Annotated in this window: 12 protein-coding genes and 1 tRNA gene; 9 read left to right on the top strand and 4 right to left on the bottom strand. The window is 52.7% G+C overall.

The window, feature by feature from the left end:
- Window positions 1–44 precede the first annotated feature (44 nt).
- Window positions 45–4,010 carry an AsmA family protein gene (locus PTW35_RS25285; RefSeq protein ID WP_281027983.1) on the bottom strand — a complete coding sequence of 1,322 codons (3,966 nt, stop codon included), beginning with the start codon at window positions 4,008–4,010 and terminating at the stop codon, window positions 45–47.
- Window positions 4,011–4,284: 274 nt separating this feature from the next.
- On the opposite strand from PTW35_RS25285, the gene PTW35_RS25280 reads away from it, so the two are divergent.
- Both PTW35_RS25280 and PTW35_RS25275 read left to right on the top strand, forming a co-directional pair.
- Window positions 4,285–4,926, top strand: coding sequence for an ATP-binding cassette domain-containing protein (locus tag PTW35_RS25280; RefSeq protein WP_281027982.1), 642 nt, complete (start codon window positions 4,285–4,287; stop codon window positions 4,924–4,926).
- Window positions 4,919–5,689 (top strand): ABC transporter permease, encoded by a 771-nt coding sequence (locus PTW35_RS25275; protein WP_281027981.1) that lies wholly within the window; start codon window positions 4,919–4,921, stop codon window positions 5,687–5,689. Before PTW35_RS25280 ends, PTW35_RS25275 begins: the two co-directional genes overlap by 8 nt.
- Before the next feature lie 71 nt (window positions 5,690–5,760).
- Here the strand turns inward: PTW35_RS25275 and PTW35_RS25270 are convergent, their stop codons facing one another.
- Window positions 5,761–6,483 carry a YebC/PmpR family DNA-binding transcriptional regulator gene (locus PTW35_RS25270; RefSeq protein WP_281027980.1) on the bottom strand — a complete coding sequence of 241 codons (723 nt, stop codon included), beginning with the start codon at window positions 6,481–6,483 and terminating at the stop codon, window positions 5,761–5,763.
- Between the two features lie 246 nt (window positions 6,484–6,729).
- Here PTW35_RS25270 and PTW35_RS25265 point away from each other — a divergent pair, with 246 nt between their 5' ends.
- Window positions 6,730–7,032, top strand: coding sequence for a fructose PTS transporter subunit IIB (locus PTW35_RS25265; RefSeq protein WP_281027979.1), 303 nt, complete (start codon window positions 6,730–6,732; stop codon window positions 7,030–7,032).
- A gap of 26 nt (window positions 7,033–7,058) precedes the next feature.
- On the top strand, window positions 7,059–7,853 hold the full coding sequence (locus PTW35_RS25260; protein WP_281027978.1) for a PTS sugar transporter subunit IIA: 795 nt from the start codon (window positions 7,059–7,061) through the stop codon (window positions 7,851–7,853).
- A gap of 25 nt (window positions 7,854–7,878) precedes the next feature.
- Here the strand turns inward: PTW35_RS25260 and PTW35_RS25255 are convergent, their stop codons facing one another.
- Window positions 7,879–8,724, bottom strand: a complete 846-nt coding sequence (locus PTW35_RS25255) for an AraC family transcriptional regulator (protein ID WP_039457415.1) — start codon at window positions 8,722–8,724, stop codon at window positions 7,879–7,881.
- A 411-nt stretch (window positions 8,725–9,135) separates the two neighbouring features.
- Between PTW35_RS25255 and PTW35_RS25250 the strand changes: the two genes are divergently transcribed.
- The 4 genes from PTW35_RS25250 to PTW35_RS25235 all read left to right on the top strand — a co-directional run bounded on the left by PTW35_RS25250 (window position 9,136) and on the right by PTW35_RS25235 (window position 13,808).
- A complete protein-coding gene (locus tag PTW35_RS25250) occupies window positions 9,136–11,037 on the top strand; it encodes a fructose-specific PTS transporter subunit EIIC (protein WP_281027977.1) in 1,902 nt (633 codons plus the stop codon).
- Between the two features lie 275 nt (window positions 11,038–11,312).
- Entirely contained in the window at window positions 11,313–12,506 is a 1,194-nt protein-coding gene (gene manA, locus PTW35_RS25245; protein WP_281027976.1) for a mannose-6-phosphate isomerase, class I, read from the top strand.
- A gap of 107 nt (window positions 12,507–12,613) precedes the next feature.
- Window positions 12,614–12,704: transfer RNA gene (locus PTW35_RS25240), tRNA-Ser, on the top strand.
- Between the two features lie 372 nt (window positions 12,705–13,076).
- Window positions 13,077–13,808, top strand: coding sequence for a glutathione peroxidase (locus tag PTW35_RS25235; protein ID WP_281027975.1), 732 nt, complete (start codon window positions 13,077–13,079; stop codon window positions 13,806–13,808).
- A gap of 113 nt (window positions 13,809–13,921) precedes the next feature.
- Here PTW35_RS25235 and PTW35_RS25230 read toward each other — a convergent pair whose 3' ends face one another.
- A complete protein-coding gene (locus PTW35_RS25230; protein ID WP_197078573.1) occupies window positions 13,922–14,332 on the bottom strand; it encodes a VF530 family DNA-binding protein in 411 nt (136 codons plus the stop codon).
- 253 nt (window positions 14,333–14,585) lie between these two features.
- Here PTW35_RS25230 and PTW35_RS25225 point away from each other — a divergent pair, with 253 nt between their 5' ends.
- Window positions 14,586–15,077 (top strand): MazG-related protein, encoded by a 492-nt coding sequence (locus PTW35_RS25225; RefSeq protein WP_281027974.1) that lies wholly within the window; start codon window positions 14,586–14,588, stop codon window positions 15,075–15,077.
- The last annotated feature ends 47 nt before the right edge of the window (window positions 15,078–15,124 follow it).

The raw sequence follows: 15,124 nt of genomic DNA, 5'->3' as shown, positions 1-15,124 counted from the left end.
GTTTTTAGGGCTATATGTTCAGGCTAAATAGCCAATAGGTCTTTTTAACTCTGTCCCTGCCAAATCAGTTCACACTGTTGGCTGCCGTCTTTGGCGATCGGCTTTTCGACCAACCAGCGCAGCGGTGAAACGACCGGGCTGGTGGTGAAACGCACCGAGGTTTCCAGGATGGCCGATAGCGGTACCGAGAAATCGAAGTCCTCAAACTTGCCGAAGACTTCCACCGGTGTCTGCAGGCTGAAGATCTGGGCACGTTTCGACTGTGGCCGCAGATAGAGGGCAAAGTCGCGGTTGGCATAGCTGGCATCGAACTGACCATTGACCTGGATGCGGGTGGTATCGAGCAGCAAGTCGCGCTGGCGCATGGTGCCTTGCTGGATATCTAATCCGGCAGCCACGCAGTTGAGCACAGAAGGATCATTGTTGGTGAAGTTCGGAATGATCGCATCGGTCAGGCTGACCGCCCACAGGTCGATCAGGTCCGACTCAAACTCCTGCGGCCAGGCGGCAAAGCCGATAAACCCGTTGGCGTTGTTCATCAGGCTATCTGGCGAATTGGCCAGGCTGGTCAGGTTGAACTGGGTGGAGATATTGCCGTGCATGCCGCTGTCAGGTGCTAGGCGGCGGGCCAAGACCCCGTAGTCGAAGTTCTCGACATGGCCACTGAGCTGGATATCGAACATCTCGTCCTTGGCCTTGATCTCGCTGGCCATTTCGATATTCCCGCCTGGCAGTTGGACGGTCATCGGCTTGAGGGTGAAGACTCCGTCTTGCAGTGTCCAGTACAATTGACCGGCACCTAACCAATCTTCGCCAGAGCGAACCTCATCGACATCCAACGAGAAGTTGGCGTTGAGCATCTCCAGGCCGTCGGTACTGATCAGGGCTGTATTTTGTTTTACGTCAGTGTTCGGTGTCGAACCATCGGCGTTAGCGCCCTCGGTACTTTCATTTTCCCAGGCCTGCCAGTCACCGACCTTGAAGTCGTCAAGCTGGATGAAAGGTGCACGCAAAGCCAGTTCGAGGCGCGGGCGAAGCTCCGCCTTGAGTGGCGGCAGCCAAGCCCCTTTCCCCGTTAGCTGGCTGTTGTTGACCTGTACCGTCATATCATTGAGGTGATAGCCCCTGGCGTCCATCGACAGGCTGGCGGCCAGCTTGACGGGTCCGTAAGGCGGCAAATCGATATCGCTGAAGGCTTCGAGCCGGTCGAGATTAGGGATAAAGGCCTCGAAGGTGAGGTTGAGCGCCTGCGGATCGATCGGCAGGCTCAGATGGGAGCTGGCATCAAAGCGCATGTCGCCCAAACTGGCTGCCAGTGTAACCGGCAACGTATTTCGGCCGTCATTGGCTTCCTTGAGGGAAAGCGATGACAGCTTGAAGGATGCCGCTTTGCCTGCCGCCATACCGTTGATAGTCAGGCGGGTTGCGGTGTCAGGCCCGGTTACAAACCGCCCTTGGTCCAACTGGACTGCCAGCGCTTTGCCGGTGTAGCTGTCGGCAATATTGGCATGGCCGCCGATCAGAGTTGCATCGACTTCTGTGTGCTCCATCAGCTCCAGGATAGTACGGCCTGACAGGGAGACCGCTAGCTTGGCTCGGTCCAGACGCATATCAAAATCATCGGTGACATCGAATCGACTCAGGATAGCCCCGATATCCGGCTGGTTTACCGCAAGGTTGAGATCGGCTTCGATATTGGCGGCGTTGACACCCAGGCTCAGGTCACCTTGGTAGGCGCTGCCTGCAAAACTTGCACTGATCGGCGCTTGGGTCATTTTGCCGTCACGGACTTTGCCGCTGAATGACAACTTGTCTAGCTGCTGATCAGCCCATTTCAGTTTGCCGGCACGGAAGTTCAGATCGGCGTCGGCAATGACCAGATCGCTGCCCAGTAGCGGCACGTCCAAGTTCACCCCCTGGGTTGGTACGGTTTGCTCAACCTGCGGCAGTTCGTCATCGTTGATGAACTGGCCGAACTGGGTGAAGTCCAGTTGCGAGAACTGGGCATCCATCACCAGGAACGGGCGCTGTTGGTCCGGTTGCCAACGCAGCGTGACATCGCCGTAGCTCTCCAGCAGCGCCAGATCCGGCATGGCCAGATCAACCCAGCCGTTCTGGTAGCTGAGCTTGCCATCGATATGGACGGTGCCGGAGATATTGGTCTGGGTTCCCAGCCATGGATTGAGCAGGCTGGCATCGTCGCTGTTGACCTTGAGATCGAACCAGCTGCCTTCTTCCCAGCGGGTATGTTTCAGGAGTCCCTCGGCGGTGACGGTGATGGCCGGAGAGTCGAAAGTCAGGGTTGTCGGCCAATCGCGGCCCATCATAATATCTTGCAGGGTACCGGCCTGGGCCTGGATGTGGGCCGGGATGCCCATCAACTGGCCCTGAATGTCGGACTGGAACGGGCGGCTGATGCCGGCATTGAGCCTGGCTTGGTCAATGCTGAAGCTCGCTTCGCTGCCCCACTTAACCAATGCCTTGTCGATGGCAAGGGAAAGCTCGGCGCGCTCCAGCCATTCACTGAGCTTGGTACCGTTGGTGGTCACCGCGAGCTCGGCACGATCCAGATGGCCTCGGGAGTAGGGAATTCCGGTGATCCAGCGCGCCATTTCACCCAAGGGGGATTGTTCGGCCCCCAACCGGATATCCAGGTTGGACACCCAACCAGTGGCATCCAGTGACGCTTGGCCGCGGAATGGGACTTCGGCAATATCGGCGGTCATCGGGGCTGCCAGTATCCCGGCTTTGCCGTTTATCGACAGCGACAGGTTCTCAACCGGTGTTCCCAGCCCTTTGATCTCATCAATTGAAAGATCGACCCGGGTGGTGGTTTTCTCCAGCCATTGCTCGAGGGCACGTTGCAGCGGCGATTGCTGCGGGGCTGCGGAAAAAGCCCGCATCATAGGCTGGGGCTCGGGCTGCAGCCAGGGACGCAGGTCGATCAGCGGAATGTTCAGCTCGCCATCAATGACATTGTGAGCGCCGAGTTCGATATTCAGGTACCCGGCCCCGTGGGTGATCGGGCTGTCGATAACCAGATCGCTGATCTTGATGTTACTGGCAGAGGCGTTGAGGTGAGTTGATATCGTCAGCGGCGCAACGTGCTTCACATCCAACCCGAACAGGGCTTCGATAGGGCCGGTATCCTGCCACTGCAGGCTGATATCGGCACTCAGGATATCAGCGGCGTCGGCATCGATATTCAGTTCGGCACCGGCAAAGGAGCCTCTCGCTTTGACCTTGCCGGTCTGCTGGTTGATCAGTTGCTCCAGATCGCCGGTGAGCTGGATATCATAAGGCTGGCCTATCATCGCCCCCTTGGCCGTAAACTCCCACTCGTTACCGGGTTGGCTGAGGCTGAGGGAATCGAGGTACCAGTCGAAGAACTGCCCCTGGCTTTGGTCTTCGAACATGACCGATAAGTTGCTGGCAATGATACGGTCGGTGATGGCGAGCTGCAGGGCTCCGCTTTTTCCGCTGTTCGCTTCCTGGCTAGCGGGCTCTGGCTGCGGGCTCTGAGCCGATCCCAGCAACCAGTTGGCTTTTCCGTCATGGGTTTTGGCCAAGTGCAGGTTGATGCTGTCGAGCTCAAGGTAGTCGACTGCCAGTGTGCCCCTAAGCAGCGGCAGCACCGCAATTTTAGCGTTGATTTTGCCTGAGCTTAGCATTGGTCGCCATTCGAAGGCCTCGATGTTGTCGATATGAACCCCTTCGAGGTGAACCTCGGGACGGAATGACAGGACCAGCCCCATCTCCCCGTCAATGCGGGTTTCCCGCTCGAGGTTGGCGGTCAGCCACTGGTTTATATCGTCTCGGTAGGGTGTCAGGTCAAGCTTCACACCTACCACGAGGGCGGCGGTAAGAATGGCTGTGGGCGTGAGCAGGCCAAGGCCAACCCACTTACTGATTTTCTTCAGGGGGGATTTTACCGCTTTTGTCGGTGCCGCTGGGTTTGTTGGTGGTGCCGGCTGCTTATTGGCAGCATGGTTGTTATTTTCTGGGCGCATAATGATTGCTGGAAGGCGAAGGACAAACGAAAGGTATCGGCAAGCTATTGCCGCTACCGCAATTTTGGATATTGTTTTATTAGTGGTTGTAACCTTACCATGAAATAGGTTTCGCAGGCATTAGCTACCGTGGAATTTACATAGCACTGACGGTTGTGTCCGGTTATTTACATACTGTAAATATCCATTACTTTCATTAATATAAACGATGATTGCGAACGGTTTGAGCCATGCGGAAGGGAGAAGTAAAATCTCTGTACGATTGGAGTAATGTATGACAGAACAACGTACAGAATTATTCGCGGCCAGGCAGCTGGGGTCGGGGTTTGAAGCCGAACCGACGTCGCACCTGACGGTGACGCTTCAGCCCGGCCAGCATTTGGTGATTAGCGGGCCATCTGGCTGTGGAAAATCCAGCCTCTTACAGGTTATCGCCGGTTTGCGTCCGCCTTCTTGCGGTGAGATCCACTGGCAACAAACCACGATAATAGAGCAGAACCTGTCTTGGTGGCGGCAGCAGTTTTGCTACCTGCCCCAGCAAGCGGTGATGGGCGGGGATACGATTTTGCAGGCTTTGATGCTGCCTTGGCACCTCAAGGCCCAGGCTATTCCTGAACCCTCCCATGAACGATGCCTGAAGGTGTTGGCATCGCTGGGTATTAGCCATTCCCTCGAGCAGCCGACCAGCAAGCTATCAGGCGGGGAGAAGCAGCGCTTGGCCATTGCCCGTGCGTTGCTGATGGAGCGCGCTTTGTGGTTGATGGACGAGCCGACCTCGGCGTTGGATCCTGCAAGCCGTGATAGAGTGATAGCACTGCTTGCGCAGCAGTCGCTGACGGTGATCTCCGTATCCCACGATCCGGTCTGGGTGAACTCGGCGCAGCTTCATCATCACATGGGAGGCGGCAATGAGTGAGACCTTGGCGATCAGTAATTGGGCTCTGGCGGGGTTTTACCTGCTGTTTCTTATTCCTCTTGGCCTTTTCCAGCGTTGGGAGTTTGGGCTGAGCAAGACGCTGATCTCGGCGGTTTTGCGAATGACGCTGCAGTTGTCGATAGTTGGTATCTATTTACAGACGCTGTTCGCCTTCCAGAACCCGTGGCTCAATACCTTGTGGCTATCGGTGATGGTCATCGTGGCCGGGTTCAGTATCTGCCGCCGGGCAGGCGTACCGCCAAAGTCGGTGTTACCGGCTGTATTGAGTGGCCATGTCGTTGCGCTGCTGGTCGTTTTGCCTTTGTTATTGGCGGGGGTGATCCAGGCTGAACCTTGGTGGCAGGCACAATACCTTATTCCTGTTGCCGGGATGCTGCTGGGTAATTGCTTGGCGGCGAACGTGCTGGCGTTGGAGCGCTGGTACAGCAGCCTGAAAGACAAGCAGGACGAGTATCAGTTCTATTTGGCGCTGGGGGCCCCGAAGCCGGAGCAGCCTTTCATCCGCACGGCGGTTAAAGCGGCATTAGCGCCGCAGCTGGCGTCGATGACGACGTTGGGAATTGTCAGCTTGCCGGGGATGATGACCGGCCAGATCCTCGGCGGTACCGAGCCCTTGCTGGCGGTGAAATACCAACTGGTGATCATGGTGGCCATTTTTATTTCGGCTACGCTATCGGTCACGACAACACTGACGGTGGCCAGTCGCACGGCCTTTGACTGCTATGGTCAGTTGAGATATTAGTGCGTGCAGGCTATAGAGCGTAGATAAAAAAACAGCCGGCAATGCCGGCTGTTTTTTTCGAGAACAAGCAATTATTCTGCGATTTCTGCGTTGTGGTAAACGTTTTGCACGTCGTCACAATCGTTTAGCGCATCAAGGAATTTCTCGAACTTCGCTACGTCTTCACCAGAGATTTCAGTCATGGTTTGAGGTACGAAAGAAATTTCTTCAACGTCTAGTGTTACTTCTGGCATGGTTGCCGTCAGGGCATTTTTCACCTTGAAGAACTCAGTGTGCGGGGCAAATACAGTGATCACGCCGTCTTCACACTCGATGTCAGATACGTCAGCATCTTCCATCATTAGGTTCTCAAGTACTGCTTCTTCGTCATCACCTTTGAACTGGAATACCGCTTGGTGTTCGAACATGTGAGCCGTCGTGCCTGGAGAGCCGATCTTTGCACCGTTCTTAACGAATGCCTGACGAACGTCCATGAACGTACGGTTGTTGTTGTCGGTTAGACAGTCAACGATCACCATGGTGTTACCAGGACCGAAACCTTCATAGCGTGCAGTTGCGAAATCTTCACCGCCGCCACCTTTAGCCTTGTCGATCGCTTTTTCGATAACATGGCTAGGCACCTGATCTTTTTTGGCTTTCTCGATCATGCGTTTTAGGGAAAGGTTAGTGTCAGGGTCGATACCACCGTTTTTCGCAATAACGTAAATTTCTTTACCGTACTTTGAATAAACTTTGATTTTAGCGCCCTGAGTTTTCGCCATCGAGGCTTTACGGACTTCGAAACTGCGTCCCATAGGAATCACTCTCTTTTAGATATTTGGGATTTCTGTTGGAGGCGGATTTTATCAGCAACCAAGGCATTCTGGCTAGGCTTTATAACGCGAAACACCCGCTGATTGCTGGGGGTAGATCAATTTCTGTTTTGAAATTTGAACCAATATTCTCTAACTCGCTAGATTATTGGTGCTGAAAACAGTACAAAACATATACCCAAGTCACTTGGGTAGACATAATAGAAAATATAAAGAGACCAAAGACCCATGAAAATTGTTGCTGTCACCGCTTGCCCGACAGGGATTGCCCATACATATATGGCCGCGTCCGAGCTGACCAAGGCTGCCCAGCAGCTCGGGGTACAGATGATGGTGGAAACCCAAGGGGCGATGGGAATTGAAAACCAGTTGGGTATTCAGGATATCGGCCGTGCCGATGTGGTTCTGATTGCCTCTGATATCGAAATTGAGCACCGTGCACGATTTACCGGCAGCAAGATCCACTGCGTGACGATCGAAGAGGTGCTCACCGACCCTGTTGGCGTGATTAATCGTTGCAAAGAACTTTGATTGCGTCACGCTATGGCTAAACCAGCATGATAATTGAACGCCGTATCACCTTTACCCTTGATGACGAGGGCCTGCCAGCTTGGAAGCTCAACCGGCTGAAAACCTTGGCGGGCTATTTCCGCTCGGTGGTGGTGATCCACAATATCTCCCAGCTCAGGATGGCCAATGCCGAACAGGCAATGCGAATGATGAGCCTGGGCTCCATGCCGGGCGATCTGTGTCAGTTGATGATCGAAGGCTCGGATGCCGAGCTGGCCTGCATGGTGCTGACTGATTTTGTTTCCGAGCACTGCCATTTAGTCTGTACTGGCCACCGCCACCTCAGCCAGCGAGAGGCTAAGGCAGAGATTGCCTTGCCTTTTGCCTATGAGCTGAGCCAGTTACCGCTGCTGCCCCAGTTAGGTGCGAGTTCGCTCGATAAAGACGGTGTACTGACGCAAATCAGCCGCCAGTGCGCCCCCGGCCAGTCCGATAAGGCCGCCCGTTTGCTGGAGCAAATGCAGGCGAGGGAGGCTGTGTCGTCAACGGCGATGGGTAATGGTGTTGCGCTGCCGCATATCCTGACGCCTGATGTCGAGGTTCCGGTTGTCGTGCTGGCACCGTTGGCGCAGCCTGTCGAATGGGGGTCCAAGCGCGGGCCGGTTAGCTGTGTGGTCGGCTTGGTATTGCCAGCTCCTCCCCAGCGAGAGCATTTGCTGGCGTTTTCTTCTTTTTCCAAGCGGCTGCTGGAGCCTGATTTTTGTCAGCTGTTAACGGAACACTCACGGCCTGAGGTTCTGAAGGCGGTGGTACTCGACAGCTTGTCGCTGCCGTTCCGGTGACCCTCTCCCATCAAACGAAACCGCGCTAATCTCTTCCCCGATAATCCGAGGGGGTCATCCCGGTTTTGTTCTTGAACACCCGGTAGAAGTAGTTCACATCCTGAAAGCCGCATCGGGTGGCCACTTCGTTCAGGCGGAAGGTGTACTTTTTCAGCATGAACTTTGCCCGCTCAATGCGTACCCAAGTGATGTAGTCGGCCATGCGCATATGCCCCTGTTGGCGAAACAGGCGCGACAGGTGGTTAGGCGTAATGTTGAAGCGCTTGGCAATGGAATCGCGGGTAATGGGGCGGTGGAAGTTCTCCTGAATATAGATACAGATCCCCTGGTAGAGATCTTCACTGCGCTTTTTATGGGTGTTGCTGGGGGCTGCGAGCATCTGCTGACAATAGCTCATTAAGGCTTGCAGCAGGTGCTCGTCCATCGGCTTTTGCAGTGGCTCTTTGGAAAGGGCATTGAGCGCGGCAAGGATATGGTCGATGGCAAAGCCGGTCCGGGTTTGGATACTGTGCTTTTGCACATCGTAGAAGTTGGTCTGCCCTTTGGACTTGCTGACTAGGCTGAATCCGAGTTGGCGCTTGCCAAATAACAGGCTGAGTACCGAGCAGTCGGTATCCCAGTTGGGTTTGTTCCAGCTGTTGGGTGGAATATACAGGGCGTCACCGGCCATGATCTTCACTTCGGTAATGCCATGATCCGGATCTTCCAGCTGGTTGAGGTACTCACCGCTGATGACCATTTCCAGCCGGGGGAAGTTGACCTGGTAACTGAATGGTGGCGGAGTGACATGATCACCGGCAAACCAGATCCGGTTGAAGTGCTCACGCTCGGCAAGCAGGGTTTCGATAAGCTGGTGGAATACTTGGCTCATGGTACTAATTGGTCTTGGCTCAGATGTGCTAGTGGCTGCTATTATCTTTTGCTCTTGTCTCTATTGTCCTTGTTCTCGGCCTGATACCGTGAAGCTGATCACCTAAATTTCTCGTCTCAGGCTGAAAAATCGTGTTACTTAAGTCTAGCTGCTGTTCTTTTTTGATTTAATGTATGCACTATTTATGAACTACTACATTGTTTTAAATTGTTGATTTATAGTATATATATTGACTTTGTGGGTGGCTGGTATAGGTGGGTTTATTATGAGAGTCCGATCACACAACAATACAGGTGTTACAAATATCCAGTAAATGCCCCTCTGGTACACTATAAGAGGCGTACTAAAAAGCCGAAAATATCCCCAACGGTAAACAGTATGCCGATATAAATAATCAAAGGGGGAACACTCATGATCACGAACCTGATTAATGAGCAGTTGATTTGCCTAGACCTTAAGGCAACGACAAAAGAAGAGGTGTTTGTTGAGATGATCGACATCCTGCACAAGCAGGGTCGAGTCAGCGACAAGCAGCAGTTTTTGGCCGATATCCATGCCCGCGAAGAGCTGGGCAACACAGGCTTTGAAGACGGCGTAGCATTGCCGCACGCCAAAAGTGCCGCAGTCAGCGAGCCGGCAGTCGCCATTGGTATTAGCCGTAGCGGTATTGAATACGGTGCCGAAGATGGTCTGCCTTCCAAACTATTTTTCATGATTGCCTCGCCAGACGGCGGTGCAAACCACCATATCGAAGTGCTGGCCGAGTTGTCTTCCAAGCTGATTGAAGACGGCTTTATCGATACTTTCCTCGCGGCTAAATCGGAAAAAGACGCGCTGGCTCTGTTGCTGGAAAAAACAGAAACCGCAGAGGCACCAGCGGCTGAAAATGGTTTCCTTATTGGTGTGACAGGTTGTCCTGCCGGTGTTGCGCACACTTACCTTGCAGCGGAAGCGCTTGAGAAGGGAGCGAAAGAACTAGGCTACGAAATCAAAGTCGAAACCAATGGTTCTATCGGGGTGAAGAACAGCCCGACAGCCGAAGAAATTGCCCGTGCCGAAGCGATCATTGTCAGCTGTGACAAGCAGGTGGACATGGCTCGTTTTGCTGGCAAGCGCTTGATTAAAACCGGTGTTAAAGCACCGATCAAAGATGCCAAAGGCCTGATTGGCCAAGCCTTGGCGGCTCCAGAGTACCAAGCCTCTGGCGAGGATGCGCCAGCCGAGAAAGGAAGCAAAGTGACTCAGGCGCGCTCTGATCTATACCGCTACCTGATGAACGGTGTATCGCACATGATCCCGTTCGTAGTAACTGGTGGTCTGTTGATCGCCCTTGCTCTGGCAATTGGTGGTCAGCCAACAGAAGCGGGTATGGCCATTCCTGATGGCAGCATGTGGAATAAGGTACTGGATGTGGGTGTCGTTGCATTCACACTGATGATCCCAATTTTGGCTGGTTACATCGCTTACGCCATTGCTGACCGTCCGGCGCTTGCCCCGGGTCTGATCGGCGGTTGGATCGCCAACAACGGTTCGTTCTACGGTGCGGAAGCCGGTACAGGCTTCATCGGTGCTATCGTTGCGGGTCTGTTGGTGGGCTACTTCGTTAAATTTATTGTTACCCGCAACTACCACAAGTTCATCCAGCCGCTGGTGCCAATTATGATTGCGCCTATTACCGGTAGCTTGTTTATCTCGAGCTTGTTCATCTTCGTCATCGGTGCGCCGATTGCGAGCCTGATGGATGGCTTGAACGCGATGCTAACCAGCATGAGTACAGGTAACGTTGTTCTGCTGGGTATCGTTCTGGGTGGTATGGCTGGTTTTGATATGGGTGGTCCATTTAACAAGGTTGCCTTCCTGTTCTCGGTCGGCATGATTGCCAGCGGCCAGACACAATTTATGGGTGCGATGGCATGTGCTATCCCTGTCGCTCCACTGGGTATGGCGCTAGCGACAGTGATTGGTCGCAAGTTCAATATCTTTGAAGAGTCCGAAATTGAAGCCGGTAAAGCGTCTGGTGCAATGGGCTTGGTCGGTATCTCGGAAGGTGCGATTCCATTCGCGGCGCAAGACCCAATGTCGGTTATCCCTGCCAACGTACTAGGCTCTATGGTTGCAGCTGTCATGGCCTTCTCATTCGGTATCACCAACAGTGTTGCTCACGGTGGCCCGGTTGTGGCTCTACTTGGCGCGATGAACAAACCGGTTCTAGCACTGGCGTGTATGGCGGCAGGTGCGGTAGTCACAGCACTGGTAGCTGTTTCACTGAAGAAGATGCGTCAGGCTAAATCACAGCAAACTGCTGTTGCTTAATCCCCCAAGCAATAGTGTTACACAGTAAGGCCTGAGTTACTGTGTCCTTGAAGCTCCCTTATCTGAGGGAGCTTTTTGGCTTAGAGGGAGGGGGTGGTTCGTTGATTAACCAAGAAGAATCGATGAAAAGTAATGAAAAACCTCTCATTGCAGGTGGTTTTTGGTAGTATGCGCTGCTGGTATGCGATTAACCCAGAGTGTTAATCGGATTTCATTAGCTCCTCAATAGTCGGTTTGGGGTCTTAATGAAATCTGCATTAGAAATAAGGAAAGCTATGACTACTTCCTCTCGTTTTTATCGTATGCATAACGTAATTCAGGATTATGCATGGGGCAGCACCACATCGATTGGCCAGTTGTTTGGTATCGAGAACCCTGAAGGCAAGCCGCAAGCGGAGATCTGGATGGGCGCGCACCAAAATGGCTGTTCGCAAATTGAAGTCGATGGCAAACCGACACTGCTATCTGACTTTATTGAGGCTGACAAAGCGAACCTGATCGGTGCTGATACAGCCGAGACATTTGGTGAGTTGCCATACCTTTTCAAAGTGCTGGCTGCAGAAAAAGCCCTGTCAATTCAGGTTCACCCGAGCAAAGCCCAGGCTGAGGCGGGTTTCGCTAAAGAAGAAGAGCAGGGTGTACCTCGTACGGCGGGTAACCGCAACTACAAGGATCCCAACCATAAGCCTGAGCTGGTTTATGCTCTGACACCTTACCAGGCCATGAACGGTTTCCGCGAGTTTGGGCAAATTGTCTCTTATTTCCGTGCCTTGGAAATTGAAGAAATTCATGCGTTGGTTGCAGCGCTGGAAGCAAATCAGAACGAGCAAGGTCTTGAAGGTTTCTTCGAAGCTATGCTGTCGTTGGACGGTGAAGCGAAAGAGAGCAGCGTGGCCAAGCTACTGGCCTATGCCGACGCGCACAAGGATGAAGAATTGTTTGCCCTGATCTTGGACTTGGCAGAGCAATACCCTGGTGATATCGGCCTGTTTGCCCCGCTGATGCTGAATACCCTGACACTGCAGCCGGGCGAAGCCATGTTCCTGGATGCGTGTACACCACATGCGTACATTAAGGGCACGGGATTGGAGATCATGGCAAACTCCGACAATGTACTTCGCGCAGGCCTGACGCCAAAATATATGGACGTGCCTGAGCTGGTTTCGTGCACCCGCTGTCAGCCAATGCCGTTTGAAACCTTGCTGCTGGCCCCGCAGACTGAAAATGGCGCATTGCACTACCCAATCCCTGTGCCTGACTTCAAGTTCAGCGTTTACCAGCAGGCGGACAATGTAGAGCTAGAGACAAGCAGTGCAGAAATCCTGCTGGCGGTAGATGCGCCATTGACCGTCGCTCACATCGACGGTGAATCAGTGACTATTGGCAAAGGTGAATCAGTCTTTATTCCGGCCAATACAGGTGCTTACCTGGCGAGATCTGAAGGTAAATTTGCCCGCGCCTACAACTAGTCGTAGCACATTTGAGCGAATTGCGGGCTTGTTGCTCGGTTGGTGAGGTGCGGCTCGAAAAGCCCTTTACATCAATCGGATGAGCTCGTATCATACGCCGCACTTACGGAGAGATGGCTGAGTGGTTGAAAGCACCGGTCTTGAAAACCGGCATACGTTAATAGCGTATCTAGGGTTCAAATCCCTATCTCTCCGCCACATTCAAAGGCCTTGTCGTAAGACAAGGCCTTTTTCGTACGCATTGAGTTCTGAGTAAGGGATTTGAATCAAATCCGCCATACCCAGAGCGCTCCGCCACATTCGAAAGCCTCGTCAAACGACGAGGCTTTTTTCGTTCTAGGTATGCGCCTGATAGGGATTTGAAAATTCCCCTATACCTTGCTCTGGCTCCACCATAACCTGAACACTCCGCCGCATCGACTTTCTATGATAGATTTTACCTATTGAATCGATAAGTGTAATCCGCGTGACCTATTTCCTTATAGTGGCATAATGAACTCATCAACAGGGAGCAATGAAGAAAAGGCTCCAGTTGCAACAACTACTTATCCAAATTTAAGGGAATCAATTATGTTCGAATCAAAAGAAGGCCAAGCAGTACCTCAGGTCACTTTCCATACTCGCCAAGGCGATCAGTGGGTAGATCTGACCACGGAAGAACTATTTGCCAACAAAACCGTTATTGTTTTCTCTCTACCAGGTGCTTTTACACCGACATGTTCTTCTAGCCACCTACCTCGCTACAACGAGTTGGCGTCGGTGTTTGCCGAGCACGGTGTTGATGACATCCTGTGTGTTTCCGTCAACGATACGTTCGTGATGAATGCATGGAAAGCTGACCAAGAAGCTGAAAATATCACTTTCATCCCGGATGGTAACGGTGAGTTCTCGAAAGGCATGGGCATGCTCGTTGCTAAAAACGACCTTGGTTTCGGTGACCGCTCATGGCGTTATAGCATGCTGGTTAAAGATGGTGTCGTGGTGAAAATGTTTATCGAAAACGACGAGCCGGGCGACCCGTTCAAGGTGTCTGATGCCGACACAATGCTGGCTTATGTTGCACCAGAGCACAAACTTCAAGAATCTATTACGGTGTTTACCAAGCCGGGTTGTCCATTCTGCGCCAAAGCGAAACAGAACCTGATCGACAACGGTCTGAACTACGAAGAGGTGGTTCTGGGCAAAGACGCCACAACCGTCAGCCTTCGCGCTATCTCTGGTCGCAGCACGGTACCTCAGGTATTCATCGGTGGTAAGCACATCGGTGGCAGCGAAGAGCTAGAGGCTTTCCTGGCCAAGTAATTGCTGAGCTGAAAAAGCCGCGAACTTTCCGCCGCTCTATCCGCATAGTAAAAAGCCAAGTAGGGTTACCCCTACTTGGCTTTTTTGATATTGGTGCAAATGCAGCGAATGGGTTAGCGGCGTGGACGGCGACCACGCGATGAGCGCTCTTTGTGCGCCGAGGCCGCTTTGGCCTGGGATTTCAAAATCGATTCCACGGTCAGCTCCATCGGCTCTTTGGGTTTAAGGCCGTGCGGGAAAGTGCGGGCACGTGGGGGTAGATCGTATTCTTCTGCGGAAGCACGTGGCATGCGCTTGAAACGGTAAAGGTAGAAGTTCTCGAGCTTCTCTCTTGCCCAAGCCGTCTTCTTTAGATACTTCACACTGCTCGCAATCGATGGGTTAGTATGAAAACAGTTGATACGCATTGCGGTATCGAGGATCTCCCAACCGTAGTAGTCCACCAACTCTTGCAGTAAGGTTTCTAACTTAAGACCGTGCAGTGGGTTGTTCTGTTGTAGTTCAATTCTTTCTTCATCGGTCATCATAACGAGTTCCTAAGTATCTAACTTAACCAAGATTGGTTGGGCTATGTGGTATGGGCTCGGGATTCTAGCAGAGTTGTCACTGCTTCCCTAAGTTTATTGCTGAGACACGTAAGATATCCTATGTGAGGAGGCGGGGCACTAAAGGGGGGGCAGGCTTTTGCTACTCTCCTTCAAGCACCCCCTTGCCTTGGCTGTCATCGCTATAGATACTGAATCCAAGTACATGGAGTAATCAACAGGAAAGTTTAGGATGAGCGAAAAAGTAAAAAATGCACTGCTGTGGGTAAAGGAGATGCTCGATTCGCAGCAGGTGCAGTTCCAGGTCGTTGGCGGCCTTGCTGCAACCATTCATGGTGGTAGCAGGGAGGTGGCGGATATTGATCTATACACTCGAAGGGCTGATGCCGACAAAATCCTACCATTGGTACGTGCCTATATTTCTAAGCCTCTAGCCCACTATGTTGAAGGTGGATGGGATTTGCAATATTTTCAATTGAGCTATCAGGGGCAGAAAATTGAAATCGGTTTGTCTCCCGGCACCAAAATAAAAGCAGCAGGCAGTGGTAATTGGATTGAGCTCAAAACGGATTTCTCTCAATCTGTTGTTGGGAGTTATTTGGGCGTTGAAGTGCCCACGATCCCTGTTGTCGAGTTGATACGATACAAGCGGGTGTTGGGTAGAGAGGTCGATCTCATTGATATCAATGAGCTGACCGGTGGTTTTGCGTCAACATCCACGTAGGTTGCGGCTATTCGCCGCAGGCCTTTTCGACGTGTTTGGAATCAGAT

The organism is Photobacterium sp. DA100 (genome assembly GCF_029223585.1).
Classification (GTDB): domain Bacteria; phylum Pseudomonadota; class Gammaproteobacteria; order Enterobacterales; family Vibrionaceae; genus Photobacterium.
Note: the sequence above shows the minus strand (reverse complement) of the source record. Positions and strands in the feature narration are given on the sequence as shown.